Origin of the sequence: Victivallis lenta (genome assembly GCF_009695545.1) — a bacterium.
Taxonomy (GTDB): domain Bacteria; phylum Verrucomicrobiota; class Lentisphaeria; order Victivallales; family Victivallaceae; genus Victivallis; species Victivallis lenta.
Window position 1 is genome coordinate 1 of record NZ_VUNS01000021.1, and the last position, 16,067, is coordinate 16,067.

Sequence of the window (16,067 nt, forward strand, 5' to 3'; positions counted from 1 at the left end):
TTCCGGCGGAGATGAAACAATTCAGGCTTGCGAGAAATGCCCGGTCTTCCGCAATGCTGCGCCCGCGGGTGGTCAGATAGCCGCCGGTAATCATGCTGTTCATCCCGGCAAGCATCAGGAGGCCCTGAAAGTCTTTCATCGTCGTTTCGCGTCCGGCGGCGAATTTCAGCATCTTCGCGGGGGTGACCAGCCGGAATATCGCAAATGACTTGGCGACATCGGCAACCTTCATTTTTCTGCCGGGTGTCGCCGTCACCGGACGGCACGCTGCACACGGAAATTCCGGAAGGCATTCCGGCGATTTCGCCGGGACAGTCCCGGGGTATCTGTCTGCAGAATATTCAGATGCCGCCGCCGTTCCGGACTTCGGAACGTTTTGCGAGACGTTCGAGCATGTCGCTGCGGTAAGCTGCCGGAATCTTCTGCTGAAGCGCCTTGATTTCCGGCTGCCGGAACAGAGCGGTGCGGTCGTATCGACGCGAAATTCGGTTTTCCTCGTCGGCGATAATCCGCCCGGGGGAGCTGGAGAATACCACGAGCCGCGTTCCCAGATAAAGGGCCTCGTCGATGTCGTGCGTCACGAAAATCACCGTCCGCCGTTTTCCGGCATCACGGTGCAGATTGCGCACCAGCTCCTGCAGGAGCGCCCGGTTTACCGGATCCAGCGCGCCGAACGGCTCGTCCATCAGCAGAATCCCGGAGGGGGACGCCAGCGCCCGCGCGATTGCCGCCCGCTGGCGCATTCCGCCGGACAGCGCCTCCGGATACTGGCCGAAAGAACCGCCCAGTCCCACGGTTTCGAGATACGACTCCGCCAGCGCCTTTACCTCCTTCCGGTTTTTATCCGGATATGCGGCATGCAGTGCCAGCGTCAGATTCGCACCGGTCGTCATCCAGGGAAAGAGCGAATAATCCTGAAAGACCACGGAACAATGGCGATCCGGCCCGTCGACTGGTTCGCCGTCGATCCGGATTTCTCCGGCCGACGGCCGTTCCAGCCCGGCAAGCAGCCGTAAAAGCGTCGATTTTCCGCAGCCGGATTGTCCGAGAATACAGAGAAATTCGCCGTTTTCGATGTTCAGGTCAATTCCCTGAAGGATCGTCTTCGAATCATAGGAAAAATCAATATGCCTGCATTCAATCATGTATATTCCTCCGGTAACGCAGCAGCCTGCGCTCCAGTTTGTTGAAAAGCCACATCAGCGAAGTGACGACGATTCCGATAAAGAGGATGCCGACGATCACCCGTCCGTAATCCGCGAAGTCGGAAAAGTTCTTCACATACCAGCCGAGTCCCTCGGTCGCGCCGATCAGCTCGGCGGCGGTCAGCAGGAGAAAACTGAAAATCAGCCCGAGCGAAGCGCCGGTCAGGATCGACGGCATCGCTCCCGGCAGCAGAATCCGGAAAAAGAACACGCTCCTTTTCAAGTGGAGCATTCTGGCTGAATCCAGCAGGGAATCCGGAATCGTCACCACTCCGGAAACCGTATTGACGAAAACCGGCCAGAACGCCCCCGACCAGATCACGAAGATCGAAGCCGAACGGAAACTCGGCAGAAGCGCAATCGCATACGGAATGTAGACGATCGGGGGAATTGCGCCCAGCACGCGGGAAAACGGTTCCGCTGCGGCGCGCAGCCTGCGGGAGCTTCCCACGGCGATTCCGGCCGGAATCGCCGTCACGAGGGCGAGCCCGTAGGCGGAACCGAGCAGATAGGAAGAAGAGAGCAATCCCCTGAACATATCGCCCAGTTCCGCGAAGAACAGTTCGAGAATCGCCGCCGGCGGGGGAAACAGCACCGGGTCGGCAAGTTGGAAATTCGCACTGGCCAGCTGCCAGACCAGCAGAACCGCTTCGATTACAGTGGCGGAATCGATCACGGCGTTGCACTTCTCCTCCCGCCGGGCAAGCCGGGCGCGTACTGCCGCGACGGCCGGCAGCGCGAGAGCGAGCAGCGCAAGCGGATAATCCCGGTTTCCCAGTGCGGCCGCAAACAGCGCGAGGCTTATGACTGCGAGCAGATATTTCATGACCGATTCCGCTCCCCGTTTCAATTGTTCGCTTTGAAGAAGGCATCCATTTCCCGGTATACCGGATCGTCGGGCCACCGTTTCAGCACTTCATCCAGCGCTTCGCGGTAAATCGATGTATCGATATGGCGGCTGATGTCGACCCGGTTTTCCGGCAGGTAGCCGATCTCGTTCATCGTATTCCAGAAATCCACGGTTCCCTTTTTCAGGGGATCGGGGTTGGAGTCGAAGGTATGATCGGTATAGGTGTCCGCGCGGACAATGCCGGGGTCCAGCTTGAAACTGCCGGCGAATATCTTCACGGTTTCCTCCTGATTCTCCCGGTAAAATCTGTACGCCCGGATTTCCGCGACCAGGTACCGCTTGTAGATTTCCCGTTTCGCCTTCAGGTCCTTTGTATTGGCGATCAGCCGGCAGCAGGTGTAAGCGGGCTGGAAATCGGCGATGTAATTCGACACCACAAGACCGTAATTCTTTTTCGCCAGCGAAAAGTGCGGGCTGAATACGATCCCTGCATCCACCGCGCCCTTCCGGACGGCTTCCACCACGGCGCCCTGGCCGCCGAATTCAATGATTTCAAGATCTTTGTAAGGATCGACCCCGGCCTTCTTCAACGCTCCGCGGAAGATCACATCGCCGGTGGAGAGCTTGCCGAGGCCGACTCTTGCCCCCTTGAAGTTCGCAAGATTCCGGAACTTCCCGGCATTCTCCGGCTTGACGATGATCGCCTGACCGCCGATCATCATGCCGCCGAAGACGGTGAAGTCGACTCCTCGGGCGATGAAAAGCAGCGGCGCCGCCGTGCCGAAGGTCCCGACATCAAGTTTTTTCGCCCGGACCGCTGCGCACCCTTCCGCAGTGGTATTGAACTGAAACAGATCGGCATCAATTCCTTCTTCGGCGAAAAAGCCTTTTTCCCGGGCGATGAAGTGCAGTCCGTGCGCCGGTTCCGCCAGATAGCCGACCCTGACCTTGTCTGCGGCGAACGTCCCCGAAGCCGTGAGAGCCAGAATTGCCGAAAGAGTGATTTGGAAAATGTTGTTCATGTTGAAACTCCTTGATTTTTTTCAGATTATTCAATTGTGTCGGAATCAATTCCGTACTGTTCAAACCCGAGATTGTTGAGCGGATTCCGCACGCCGGCACGGACGTCCTCGACGATTTTGCCGACATTGGCCTGGATCTCCGTCGGCACAGGATCGAACGGCGTACTGTATTCCGCGCTCGCCAGAATCACGATCTGCGACTTCTTGGTCGATTCGCTTTCGGTCGAGAACAGCCAGCCGAGCAGCGGAAGGTCTTTCAGGAGCGGCACTCCCGCGACACCTCGGACGACGTCGAACTTCTTCAGGCCGCCGATCACGAAATTCTTGCCGCTGTTGCCGATCTGCACTTCCGTTTCGATTTCGGACTTGTTCAGACGCGGTTCCCCGCTGGAATCCCAGCCGATCAGCGAAACGCTCTCCGCATGGAGCTTCAGAGTGGTGCTGTTGGCCGTGACGATCGGCTCGACGAGATCAAGCGAAAAACGAAACCCTTCTCCGACTTTGGTGATCTGCTGCTGCCCCTTCCGGATTTCGAGTTTTCCTGCGTCCGGCACATCCGGTTCGCCTGCGAACGGCGCCGGCAGCCTGCCGGTGTTGCCGGGTTCGATTTTTTGCGACACGTCGTCATAGAACAGGCCGGAACCGACATTGATTGAGGTTGTGGTGCGGTTTTTGGCATTCAGCACGCCGCTGGTCAGCACCCGCGCTTTGCCGCGGCTGGTCAGAAAATCGATGTACTTGCTGTTCCACTTCGGATTGAAATTGAAGAATTCCGTTTTGCTGGAGCCGGAGTTGTTCACTCCCGCGCCGAACGTGGAAGCCCAATTGCTGCGGAAACGCCCTCCGGCGGAAAAGAAATCCGCGCCGTCGTTGTTTTTCCAGCTCTGAAAATCCAGGCCGATCCTGTCGTCGTTTTCCGCGAAGATTTCGACCACTTTGTAGCGGAAACGGATCTCCGGGATCGGGCGGTCATATTGCGCAAGCATATTGCTGATATGTTTCCATGACCAGAAAGGAGCCGCGACAAACAGCGCGTTAAGTCCGCCGTCGACGATCAGTTTGTCCACACCGTTGTCGAATTCCACATCAATCGCCGAGACGCCCACTTCCGAAACCATTTTCTTCAAAGTCGCCGCCGAATTGATCTTCGGGAAGTAGATGAATTTCGGACGGCCGCTGGAAGCGGTCAACCCCGGCTGGTCAAGCCGTTCCACCAGTTTGTCGATGCTCTCTCCGTAACCGTCGTCCTCAAACCGGCAGGCTTCCGCCGAGACGATCAGCAGCTTGCGCCCATTGTTGAATTTGAGCGCAGCGACGCTCGGCTGATTCTGATCCACGCGCTTGGCGTTGATAATGGCGTTCAGATACCAGCGCAGTCCGTAGGGATCCGCATGTTTGAGTTCGTAAGTTCTGGTAATGACGTACGGGTCGTTGTTGTCGCGGATAAAATGGATCGCTTTCGTCCCGTCCTTGACTTCCAGCCGCAGCTGCGCCTGCACGCTGCTGCTGCCGTAACCGGCGCTGGGGGCGTTGAAATCGGCTTTGGGCTTACCGGGAATCTGCTCCGGCACGAGATTGATCGTTTCGGCCGCCGTCAGAACGGAAGCGGGAAAAAGTGCGGCCAGAAGGAGAAATATCTTGTTGTTCATGAAGTAAACCTTTCGGAAAATCAGTTGAGTTCTTCCGCAACGACTTCCGGACTGACCGGAGGAGTCGGCAGAAGTTCGGGGTGGACCAGACGGGCTTCGGCTGTGACGATGATGTAGCTTTTCTCTTTCAGCGTGGTGGTCGTGCCGAACAGATATTTGAGCACCGGAATCCGTGAGAGAAACGGGATGCCGATCGTTTGTTCGACATCGGTCTCTTTCACATAGCTGCCGAGCAGTTTCTCCTGCTTGAAGCCAAGTGTCAAAGCTCCGTCAATCCGTGCGTAATTGCTGAGTTCATCTCCGCGATTGTTGCGTTCCACAACACTGTTCACTCCGAGGTTGTAGGAGAAAATCACTCCGCCGGTTCTGTTGTTTTCATAAAAATCCCCGGTTGCAGGCACCATGCCGATGGAATCCACTTCACCGGTCTGTGTTCCGAAGCAGATCACCGGATTGGTGATTTTGAGCGCGACTGCCGGAGTTCCATTTTGGTCAGCCACGACATCGGTTCGGTCGTCATCATCCTTTTTGAGGTTCTGGTAGCTCGGCGTCAACTCTGCATAATAGGTGCGCGTGACATCGCTGCCGTCGCCGTAAAGCGGCGTATTGAGAAAGGTCAGGTCCGCATTGGAAACCAGCCGGGCATTGCCGGATTGCTGAAGCAGCCGGACGAAACTCAAATCGAACTGCGGCGCGGTGAAGAATCCGCCGTAACTCCAGTTCGTGGAAAAATTTTTTGCCAGATCGGCGAACTGTTTCGCTCCGTTGAGGAGTTGCAGGACCGCTTCGTTGGAGAAAACCTTTCCGGCATCATATCCGGCGGCAAACAGATTCAACCCCGGTCCGTTTTTCCATGCCAGATAGTCCACGCCGATGTCGCGCAGTTTGCTTTCGCGCACCTCATAGTAGTTCAAACGCAGATTCACCTGCGGCACCGGGCGGTCCAGCCGCTGTACCCAGGCGAGAATCGCCTTGGCGGAAGCCACATCATCTTTCCAGTAGATCGTATTGGTTTCCGCATTGAGATAGGCCGCGCCGATGCCCGTGCGCAAAGCGCCATTGATGATGTTGACGATATCCTGCGCCGCCCGGTAACGCGGCGTGTAGCTGATGCGGGTCACGCCGGTGCCTTCGATCACGGAGCCGAACTCGTCAAGCTTGCCAGGCTGGTCGATTTTTGCGATCAGGTCGTCGATCAGCGGGATGATTTCCGGGCCGGAGGAAACGATCAGCCAGTTCTTTTTTGCCGAAAAGTAGTTGACCCGTTCGACCCGCGACTGCGAGTCGTAACGCTTGACCGCGTTCTCGACAAAGGGACGGATATCGGTCGCCTTGACGTATTTGAGTTCATAGATTTTGCTTGTAATGCCGGTTTGGGCGTCATCCTGAATCAGGCGGATCTGCCGCACCTCGTCAGGCGCGTTTTTTCTGCCGGCAAACGCCGGAGACTGTCCGAAGGCGGAGACGGAAAAGCCCGCCGCCAATATGATATGGAAAATACTGTTGTTCATGGTGGTTCCTCATCGGGAAACGCTTCACTCCGAGAGCGGAGAAGCGTGAATTGATCCGGTCATAAAAAACGGACCCGGCACGGGTCCGATTCTGTCGGCTGCGATGCTGTCTCAGCGGCGACATCGGTCCGGCATTCGGCTCATGCGGCGCATCCGGCGGAGCACGGGAGTCATTTTCCCCGTAAAACGGCAGGTTCCGGCGGTATCCGGTAATGAAATGAAACGGTTCGTTTTCATCATCTCCTTTCCGACGATAATGAATTTCGTCATGATATCAAAGAAAACCAAAGCCGATGACTCGGCTTTTGCCATTCACGGGAGCAATCAGCGCGCGAAACAGAATCTCCTGTTCGATGGCGGAACTGTCGCTGCCGGTTCTGCGGAAGCAGACTTTCCAGACCAGTGTTTTCAGAACCGGAGTTTTCAATTCCCCGCGGTATTCGAAAGAGCGGATGGTTCCCAGCGTGTTCCGCAGCTGCAGGAGCGATTGCGAGAATGCCTCCGGTGTAAATTCCTTCTGAAGATTTTCCGCGAGGACCTCTTTCAGCAGTTCATAATTTTCTTCCTGAAAGGCTCTCAGCGCGGCATCTCCGCATTGAAGCGCGGCGCTCCGGTCATGTTCTCCGCCGGAAGCGGGATTTTTTTCTGTTTCCGCCGGGATTTGAGCACACCCGGCAACAAAGACGGCCGCTGCCAGCAGCACCGCCTGAAATCGGGCAATTCGGATGATTTGCTTTTTCATAGGGGCTCCTTCGGTGCTGCAGTATTAATCACTACTGTTTTGGTTGATTTTGTAAAATACATCATATTTGCATGTTTTCAAGTTTTAAAATCTAAAAATATCTATTTTTTTAATATTCACAATTGTAAAGGTAGTGTTTATGGTCGGGGCTTCCTCTTTCCGAATCTCATTTCGAACCGCTCATGCATTCTTCTGAAAACTCAAGCTGCCTTCGTCTGCGGCAGCCGAACCGGACGATAGTTTCCCGGCATCACCTTCTTCTTTACTTGCCGTTTCTTTCACAATTCTGTAATGCAGGAAGCATTCCCTGAACAAATTTGTTCAGGCCGGACGCTTTTCTTCCGCCGGTTCACGCTCATTTCGCCGGCTGGCACGGGATTTGCTGATGGGGTGGCACGGGAGTCCGATATGTTTCATCACTCCCGCAGCAATCTTTAAGCAAGGAGAGTATGACATGAAATGGTTCAGACATTTTCTACTGACGGCGACGGCCGTGGTCGCGGCCGCCGTGTCCGCCGCCGATGAACCGGTATTGCGCATCGGTTACAGCGACTGGCCGGGCTGGACCGCATGGGAGATCGCCGACAAGAAGGGGTTTTTCGCAAAACACGGCGTCAACGTGAAGCTGGAATGGTTCGAATACGGCCCGCAGATGGATGCGTTCGCAGTGGGACGGATCGATGCGGCAGGCATCTCCAACGGCGATGCGATGGTGCTCAACGCCTCCGGCGCACGCAACATCATCATCATGATCAACGATTATTCCAACGGCAATGACAAGATCGTCGGCGCGCCCGGCATCGGTTCGATCAGAGAGCTGAAGGGCAGGAAGATCGGCGTCGAAATCGGCTGTCTGAGCCACATGCTGCTGATGAACGCGCTCGCGAAGAACGGCATGACGGAAAAAGATGTGACGCTGGTCAACATGCCGACCCACCAGGCGGCGCAGACTCTCGCCTCCGGCGACGTTGCGGCGATCGTCGCGTGGCAGCCGAATTCCGGGGCGGCGCTCGAACTGGTCAAAGGTTCCCGGGAACTTTACACCAGCGCCGACGAACCCGGCATCATCTACGACACGCTGGCGGTTTCGGCGGAGAGTTTGCTGAAACACCGCGCCGAGTGGAGCAAGGTCGTCGCGGCGTGGTATGACGTAATCGACTACCTGAACGATCCGGCCAACCGGGACGAAGCGATGAAAATCCTGGCCGCGCGGGTCGGCGTGACGCCGGAAAAATATGCGACCTATATGAAGGGGACCCGGTTTCTGACCGCCGGCGAGGCGATGAAAATCTTCCGCAAGGCGGACGGTTTCGGTTCGGTCTACGGTTCCAGCGCGATTACAGACAAGTTCTTCGTCGACAACAAAATCTATAAAGAGAACGTAAACATCTCCCGCTGCATCGACCCGAGTTTCACCCGGGCGTACCTGAAGGGGAAGAAATAACCGGTTCGGGGAGGCGATTATGACTTTGCGGCAAGGATGCTTCGCCATCCGCAAAAAACTGACCCGGCGACAGGAAGGGACGCTTCTGGTGCTGTCGTTCGTGCTGCCGCTCGCATTGTGGGCGGCGGTCAGCTACACTCCCTTCCTCTATCATCCGGACATGCGGATCACGGATGCGGGCGACAGCCTGCTCTGCGCGCCCGGCGACCGGATCGACCGTTCGGGGTTCGAGCGGGAAAACAAGGCGATTCTCGAAAACGGCGGCGTCCCGATGCGGGGCGTCCGGGCCAATCCGGCCTGGCTGCCCGCGCCGCACGAGGTGGCGGCCGCGCTGGTGACCGCATTCAAGACGCCGCCGCGGCGCGACGGGGAGCCGTGGTTCCATCAGAGCATCGCGCACAGCATCCGGGTGGTGTTCCTCGGGTTCCTGCTGTCGTCGCTGCTGGGAGTGCCGCTCGGCATCCTGTGCGGGGCGTTCCCGTTCTTCGAGCGGCTGTTCGAGCCGGTGGTGGAATTCATCCGCTACTTTCCGGCCCCGGTTTTTGCTACTCTGGCGGTCGCAATTCTCGGGATCAACGATGCGCCGAAGGTCGCGATCATCGTGATCGGCACCTTTTTCCAACAGCTGCCGATGATCGCCAATACCACGCGGCAGGCCGATCCGGCGCTGATCGAAGCGGCCCAGACGCTCGGAGCAGGCCGCAAGCGCATTCTGATGCGGGTGGTCATCCCGTCGGTGCTGCCGAAACTCTACAAGGACATGCGCATCCTGCTCGGCTGGGCGTGGACCTATCTGATCGTCGCGGAGGTGGTCGGCACCACGACCGGCATCAGCTGGTTCATCACCCAGCAGGCCAAATACCGGAATTTCGCGAACGTCTACGCGGCGATCGTGATCATCGGCTGCATCGGCCTTGCCTGCGACATGTTCCTCGCGTGGTTCGCAAAACAAATTTTTCCGTGGGAGGCCGGCTGCCGGACCCGGCTCTACCGGATCTTCGCGGAGGTCTTCGGTCCCCGCGACCAGGTGTTCAGCTTCACCCTGAAAAAACATTCGCCGGAAAACGTGGAGGAGTAATCATGGAACCATTGCCCGACTACAAGCAAATGACTCCCGAGGTGCGCGACCGTTTCGTCCGGCTGAAGCGGCGTCCGGTAATCATGGAGGGAATCCGCGTATGCAAGGAGTTTCCCGCCTCTGACGGCCCCCGGACGGTCCTGAAGGATGTCAGTTTCCGGCTGCGCCACCGCGAATTTCTTTCGATCATCGGTCCCTCCGGCTGCGGCAAATCGACGCTGATCCGGATCCTGGCCGGACTTGAAACCGCGACTTCCGGAGAAATCCTGCTGGACGGCAAAGCGGTCACGAAACCGGGCGCGGAGCGCGGAATGGTGTTTCAGAAATACACCCTGTTCCCGTGGCTGACGGTCTGCCGGAACGTGATGTTCGGCCTTGAAACCGCCGGTTACAGCCGCGACGGCGCCGAAAACATGGCGCTGCAATGGCTGGACATCATCGGTCTGGAAAAATATGCGGACTACTACCCCGGCCAGCTTTCCGGCGGCATGCAGCAGCGTGTCGCGATCGCCCGCGCCCTTGCGCCCCAGCCGCGGGTGCTGCTGATGGACGAACCCTTCGGCGCACTGGATGCGCAGACCCGCGCCCAGATGCAGAACTACCTGCTGGAGGTCTGGCACAACATCGACATCACGGTCATTTTCGTGACCCACGACCTCGACGAGGCAGTCTATCTGTCGGACCGGATTCTGGCGTTGAAAGCGAATCCGGGCGAGGTCAACGAAGTGATCGAAGTGCCGGTTCCCCGGCCGCGCGCCCCGGACATGCTGCTGTCGCCGGAGTTTCAGGCGACGCGGCGCCACATCGACGAACTGATCAACCCGAACCGCCGGGCGCAGAAGCCCGACTTCAAAATCATCAATATGGTCGGAACCAGAAACTACCTGTAAGGAAGGAGAATTTTATCATGGAAAACAATCTTGCCCTGCTCACCGAAACCGTAATCGACGGCGGCTGGAATTATTCCCGGATCGTGAAGCGCGGCCAGCTGCTGCGCCTGACCGATCTGGAAGGCGGAGCCAACGTATCGGCGATGTTCTACAACGCCGGAAACTTTTCGGAACGGTTCAATCTCGGCGATACGCTGAAAATCCAGCATATCTGCCGCCTGACGAAACACTGCTGCATCTACTCCGACATGGGACGCATCCTGATGAGCGTGCCGGAAGACACCTGCGGCTGGCACGACATGCTCTGCGGCTGCACCCATGCCGCGCTGATCGAGAAGCGGTTCGGCCAAAAGGAGTATCAGGAAGCGCACAACGACTTCTACCGCAACGGTTACGATTCTCTGCTCGTCGAACTGGGCAAACACGGCATGACCAAGCGGGACGTGACCGAAATCATCAACTTCTTCAGCAAGGTCACGGTCGATGAAAAAGGGGCGATGACCTTCGTGCCGGGCAATTCTCCGGCGGGAAGCCATGTGGACCTGCGGGCCGAGATGGATACGCTGGTGGTGCTCGATACCGGCATGCATCCGCTGAATCCGGCGACCGAATATCCGCGCAAACCGGTCAGAGCGGCGCTCTACGCGTGCGAACCCGGCCGCAAAGACGATCCGTGCTTCACCTGGTGCCCGGAAAACGAACGCGGATTCGCCGCCACCTCGCTCTACAACCTGTAATCCGGAGGACGCAATCATGGTTACCCGATATCTGGAAAGCTCCCGCAAGGAAGCCGACGCCGTCCACGTCGAAATCGTCAAGGCCGGAACCGGCTGGATGTATCCGGTCCGGAAAGGACAGATTCTGCGGATCGTCGACATCAACGGCAATCAGGCGGTCGACACCATTTTCTACAACGCCGACAATACCGCCGAACGTTACAGCGTGCAGCAGACCGTGCAGCGCCAGCGGAACGCGCTGGTCGGCGTCGGCACCGACCTGATGAGCAGCGAGGACCGCGTGATGCTGACGGTGGTGGCCGACACCTGCGGCGACCACGACACGCTCGGCAGCGCCTGCTCGTGCGAGAGCAACATGATCCGCTACGGTTTCGGCCACCGCTACCAGCACGCCTGCCGCGAAAGCTTCCTTGCCCGGCTGCTGGCGTACGGGATGGACAAGCGCGATCAGGTCAACAACCTGAATTTCTTCATGTACGTGCCGCTGGACGAGCGGGGCAATCTGAATTTCGCCGACGGCATTTCCTCGCCGGGCAAGTACATCGAACTTGAAGCGAAGATGAACGTGCTGGTGCTGGTCTCCAACTGTCCGCAGTTGAACAATCCCTGCAACGGCTATGATCCCACTCCGGTCAAGATGATCGTGTGGGACCCGGAAGGAGGCTGCCGATGAATCCGAAACTCAAAGCGGTGGAACGCGATCCGGCCGAGGCCGTCTGCTCTGCCGTGGTCAAGGCCGGAACCGGCTGGCTGCATGAGGTCCGGGCCGGACAGATCCTGCGGATCGTCGACCTGTGCGGCAACCAGTCGGCGGATGTGCTGCTCTACAATGCGCACGACACCGCCGAGCGTTACAATGTGAACAACACCATTGCGGCGCAGCGCAGCACGATGATCGAGCTCGGCACCGAACTGCGTTCCAACGACGACAATGTGATGTTCACGGTCGTGGCCGATACCTGCGGTGAGCACGACACGCTCGGCAGCGGCTGTTCGGCGGAGGGCAATGCAATCCGTTACACCGACCGCACCCGCTTCATGCACAGCTGCCGCGACACCTTCGTGCGCCACTTTTCGGACATGCCCGGCATGAGCAAGCGCGACCAGACCTGCAACCTGAACTTCTTCACCAAAGTTCAGCTCGGCACGACGGGGAGCCTCGAATTTGTGGACGGCATCTCCGGCCCGGGCAAATACGTGGATCTCGAAGCGAAGATGGACGTGCTGGTGCTGCTCTCCAACTGTGCGCAGCTGAACAATCCCTGCAACGACTACAACCCGACTCCGGTGCAAATGCTCATCTGGGATGCCGAGAAAGGATAAGTGTTTTATGTTCAAGAAAGTACTGATCGCAAACCGTGGCGAAATCGCCTGCCGGATCATCCGGACGCTCAGGGAGATGAAGATCGGTTCGGTCGCGGTCTACTCCGACATCGATGAAACCGCCGCGCACGTGCTGGCCGCCGACGAGGCGGTCCGGCTCGGTCCGGCTCCGGCCGCCGAAAGCTACCTCAACATTCCGGCGATTCTCGCCGCCGCGCGGGAAACCGGGGCCGAGGCGATTCATCCCGGCTACGGTTTCCTGAGTGAAAACGCCGATTTCGCCCGGCAGTGCGAAGCGGCCGGAATCGTTTTCATCGGTCCTGCGCCGGAACAGCTGGTCGACTTCGGACTGAAGCACCGGGCGCGGGAACTGGCGCAGCGGTTCGAGGTGCCGCTGGTTCCGGGAAGCGGCCTGCTGCCGACTGCCGAAGCTGCGCTCGAAGCCGCCCGCGGAATCGGTTATCCGGTGATGCTCAAGAGTACGGCGGGCGGCGGCGGCATCGGCATGTGCGTGTGCCGTTCCGACGCGGAACTGGCCGCCGGTTTCGAACGGATCGGCCGCTTGAGCCGCAATAACTTCAAGGACTCCGGGCTGTTCGTCGAGAAGTACGTCGAATGTTCCCGGCATATCGAAGTGCAGCTGTTCGGGGACGGGCGGGGCCATGTCGCGATTCTCGGGGAACGCGACTGCTCCACCCAGCGCCGCAACCAGAAGGTGATTGAGGAGACGCCCGCGCCGAGCCTGCCGGAAGCGACCCGGGCCGCGCTGCACGCCGCCGCCCGCCGCCTCGGTGAAGGGGTCGCCTACCGTTCCGCCGGTACGGTCGAATTCATCTACGACTGCCGGACGGGCGACTTTTATTTCCTCGAAGTCAACACCCGGCTTCAGGTCGAACACGGCGTGACCGAAGCGGTTTTCGGCATCGACCTCGTGAAATGGATGATTCAGGAGGCGGCCGGAAACGCTCCTTTCGTTCCTGGGGAGTGTTTTACGCCCTCCGGCGCGGCGATGGAGTTCCGAATCTACGCAGAGGACCCCGGCAGGAACTACCAGCCGTCGAGCGGCCTTGTGACCGCCGCCGATTTTCCGGACGGAATCCGTTGCGACAGGTGGATCGAAACCGGCTCCGAAGTCAGCGCATGGTACGATCCGCTGCTCGCCAAACTGATCGTGCACGGCCGCGACCGCGCCGACGTGATCGCGAAGTCCGAACGGGCGCTGGCCGCCAGCCGTGTCGCCGGATTTGAAACCAATCTGCTACTGCTGCGCGATGTGCTGAAGCTGGAAAAATTCCGTTCCGGGGAGGTTTCGACCGCTCTGTTGCGGGAGTTCGCCTATGCCGCGCCGACTTTTGAGGTTCTCGCACCGGGCGCGCAGACCACGGTGCAGGATTATCCCGGCCGCCTCGGCTGCTGGGATGTCGGCGTGCCGCCGTCGGGCCCGATGGACGATTACCACTTCCGGCTCGCCAACCGCATCGTCGGGAATGCCGAAAACGCTCCGGGTCTGGAAATGACCCTCTCCGGCGCAACGCTGCGGTTCAACTGCAAGACGCTGATCGCCGTGACGGGCGGCGATTTCCCGCTGAAACTGAACAACATGCCGGTCGAACGCAACCGTCCCTGCGAAGTGCATCCGGGCGATGTGCTGAAGATCGGCGTCACCCGCTGCGGCCAGCGCTGCAACCTCGCCGTGCGCGGCGGCATCGACGTGCCGGAATATCTCGGCAGCCGTTCGACCTTCACGCTCGGCCGTTTCGGCGGTCACGGCGGCCGCGCCCTCGCGGCGGGCGATGTGCTCCACATCGGGAAGATGACCGCCGGGGAACCGCTGACGCCCTCGGCCGCTTCGCTGCCTGAACTCGGCAGCCGCTGGGAGATCGCGGTCCTGTACGGGCCGCACGGCGCGCCGGACTACCTGACCCCGGAAGATGTGAAAACCTTCTTCGATGCGGAGTGGGAGGTGCATTACAACTCCTCGCGCACCGGCGTCCGGCTGATCGGCCCCCATTTTGAATGGGCGCGTCCCGATGGCGGCGAAGCCGGGCTGCACCCCTCCAACCTGCACGACAACGCCTATGCGGTCGGCACGTTGGATTTCACCGGCGACATGCCGGTAATCCTCGGCAACGACGGTCCGAGTCTCGGCGGTTTCGTCTGTCCGGTCACGGTCATCGGCGCCGAACTCTGGAAGGTCGGCCTGCTCCGTAGCGGCGACCGGGTCCGGTTCGTTCCGGTTTCGGTTGAATATGCGGCGCGCCTGCGCGAGTACCGCGAAGCCGTGCTGGCCGATCCCGCTGCCGCCTGTACGCCGCCGCCGGTTCCTGAACCGGTCGAGCCGGTCACTCCGGTCGTCGCCGAATTCGGCGGCGGCGATGAGATGGAGCGCATCGTCTGCCGCCAGGACGGGGATGCGTATCTGCTGCTGGAATTCGGCCCGCCGGTGATCGACCTGCGGCTCCGGTTCAAAGTTCACGCCTGGATGCTGAGGCTCGGAGAGCTGCACCATCCTGCCCTGATCGACCTGACGCCCGGAATCCGCTCTTTGCAGCTTCACTTCGACCCGGCGAAACTGCCGCAGCGGGAGCTGCTGGAACTGCTTGCCCGCCTTGCGGAAGAACTGAAGAACAACCGGATCACCCGTGTCCCGGCCCGGATCGTACATCTGCCGCTGTCATGGGACGATCCCGCCACCCGGCTCGCCATTGAAAAATACGTCAGCACGGTCCGCCCCGGTGCGCCGTGGTGCTGTCCGAACAACATCGAATTCATCCGCCGCATCAACGGGCTGGACTCGGTTGACGAAGTGTATGAGACCGTGTTCAACGCCCGCTATCTGGTGATGGGACTCGGCGATGTCTACCTCGGCGCGCCGGTCGCGACCCCGCTCGATCCGCGCCGCCGCCTCGTGACGACCAAATACAATCCGGCCCGCACCTGGACGCCTGAAAACGCGGTCGGGATCGGCGGCGCCTACATGTGCGTCTACGGCATGGAGGGGCCCGGCGGCTACCAGTTCGTCGGGCGCACCGTACAGATGTGGAACCGGTTTCGCGTCACTCCGGAATTTGAAGCGGGCAAGCCGTGGCTGCTGCGTTTCTTCGATCAGGTCCGTTTCTATCCGGTCGGGCCGGACGAGCTGATGAGGATGCGCCGGGAGTTCATCGCCGGCAAATTCCATTTGAAGATCGAACCGGCGGTTTTCGACATCGGAGAGTACGAAGCGTTTCTGCATGACAATGCCGCATCGATCCACGCCTTCGAAGCTCGCCGCAGGCAGGCTTTCGAGGAGGAAAAACAGCGTTGGATCGCCAACGGCCAGCTCACTTTCGAGACCCGTTCCGGCGATGTCGTCGACGCCGCGCCCGAAGCCGTCCTGAAAGCCGGAGAAGAAGGCGTTTACGCCCCTGTCGCCGGAAGCATCTGGAAGCTGAATGTCGCCGCTCCCGGCACCCGCGTCAAGGCAGGCGAACCACTCGCCGTGATGGAGAGCATGAAAACCGAAATCGCGATTCCCGCAGAGACCGACTGCACAGTCACTCAGATCTTCTGCGCCGCTGCTGCCGAAGTCAAAAGCGGCCAATGCCTTTTCGCCGTCACTGTGTGATTCTTCCTT

Annotated in this window: 13 protein-coding genes and 1 pseudogene; 8 read left to right on the plus strand and 6 right to left on the minus strand. The window is 59.3% G+C overall.

The features are described from left to right. The 6 genes and pseudogenes from FYJ85_RS16330 to FYJ85_RS16355 form a co-directional block, all read right to left on the minus strand. Positions 1 to 232 (minus strand): annotated as a pseudogene (locus tag FYJ85_RS16330) (biotin synthase BioB); the annotation flags it as partial. Between the two features lie 109 nt (positions 233 to 341). After that, the gene (locus tag FYJ85_RS16335; protein ID WP_154419522.1) at positions 342 to 1,145 is read right to left on the minus strand and encodes an ABC transporter ATP-binding protein; all 804 of its coding nucleotides are present in this window, start codon (positions 1,143 to 1,145) and stop codon (positions 342 to 344) included. Further along, positions 1,138 to 2,031 carry an ABC transporter permease gene (locus tag FYJ85_RS16340; RefSeq protein WP_106055462.1) on the minus strand — a complete coding sequence of 298 codons (894 nt, stop codon included), beginning with the start codon at positions 2,029 to 2,031 and terminating at the stop codon, positions 1,138 to 1,140. The genes FYJ85_RS16335 and FYJ85_RS16340 overlap by 8 nt, the downstream gene beginning before the upstream one ends. Positions 2,032 to 2,051: 20 nt before the next feature. Continuing rightward, positions 2,052 to 3,077, minus strand: a complete 1,026-nt coding sequence (locus FYJ85_RS16345) for an ABC transporter substrate-binding protein (RefSeq protein ID WP_154419523.1) — start codon at positions 3,075 to 3,077, stop codon at positions 2,052 to 2,054. Between the two features lie 26 nt (positions 3,078 to 3,103). Next, a complete protein-coding gene (locus FYJ85_RS16350; RefSeq protein ID WP_106055464.1) occupies positions 3,104 to 4,726 on the minus strand; it encodes a type II secretion system protein GspD in 1,623 nt (540 codons plus the stop codon). A 20-nt stretch (positions 4,727 to 4,746) separates the two neighbouring features. Then, the gene (locus FYJ85_RS16355; protein ID WP_154419524.1) at positions 4,747 to 6,237 is read right to left on the minus strand and encodes a type II secretion system protein D; all 1,491 of its coding nucleotides are present in this window, start codon (positions 6,235 to 6,237) and stop codon (positions 4,747 to 4,749) included. Between the two features lie 217 nt (positions 6,238 to 6,454). Here FYJ85_RS16355 and FYJ85_RS16360 point away from each other — a divergent pair, with 217 nt between their 5' ends. The 8 genes from FYJ85_RS16360 to uca all read left to right on the plus strand — a co-directional run bounded on the left by FYJ85_RS16360 (position 6,455) and on the right by uca (position 16,058). Next, the gene (locus FYJ85_RS16360; protein WP_154419525.1) at positions 6,455 to 7,219 is read left to right on the plus strand and encodes a hypothetical protein; all 765 of its coding nucleotides are present in this window, start codon (positions 6,455 to 6,457) and stop codon (positions 7,217 to 7,219) included. 214 nt (positions 7,220 to 7,433) lie between these two features. Further along, positions 7,434 to 8,423 (plus strand): ABC transporter substrate-binding protein, encoded by a 990-nt coding sequence (locus FYJ85_RS16365; protein WP_106055468.1) that lies wholly within the window; start codon positions 7,434 to 7,436, stop codon positions 8,421 to 8,423. A gap of 19 nt (positions 8,424 to 8,442) precedes the next feature. Beyond that, entirely contained in the window at positions 8,443 to 9,501 is a 1,059-nt protein-coding gene (locus FYJ85_RS16370) for an ABC transporter permease (RefSeq protein ID WP_116884078.1), read from the plus strand. A gap of 2 nt (positions 9,502 to 9,503) precedes the next feature. Next, positions 9,504 to 10,391 carry an ABC transporter ATP-binding protein gene (locus FYJ85_RS16375; protein ID WP_154419526.1) on the plus strand — a complete coding sequence of 296 codons (888 nt, stop codon included), beginning with the start codon at positions 9,504 to 9,506 and terminating at the stop codon, positions 10,389 to 10,391. Positions 10,392 to 10,408: 17 nt separating this feature from the next. Then, the gene (locus FYJ85_RS16380; protein ID WP_154419527.1) at positions 10,409 to 11,128 is read left to right on the plus strand and encodes an urea amidolyase associated protein UAAP1; all 720 of its coding nucleotides are present in this window, start codon (positions 10,409 to 10,411) and stop codon (positions 11,126 to 11,128) included. Positions 11,129 to 11,144: 16 nt separating this feature from the next. Then, the gene (locus FYJ85_RS16385; RefSeq protein WP_154419528.1) at positions 11,145 to 11,801 is read left to right on the plus strand and encodes an urea amidolyase associated protein UAAP2; all 657 of its coding nucleotides are present in this window, start codon (positions 11,145 to 11,147) and stop codon (positions 11,799 to 11,801) included. Beyond that, complete coding sequence (locus FYJ85_RS16390) at positions 11,798 to 12,451, plus strand: DUF1989 domain-containing protein (protein ID WP_154419529.1); 654 nt, start codon at positions 11,798 to 11,800, stop codon at positions 12,449 to 12,451. Before FYJ85_RS16385 ends, FYJ85_RS16390 begins: the two co-directional genes overlap by 4 nt. A 7-nt stretch (positions 12,452 to 12,458) precedes the next feature. Then, positions 12,459 to 16,058, plus strand: coding sequence for an urea carboxylase (gene uca, locus FYJ85_RS16395; protein ID WP_154419530.1), 3,600 nt, complete (start codon positions 12,459 to 12,461; stop codon positions 16,056 to 16,058). Positions 16,059 to 16,067 lie beyond the last annotated feature (9 nt).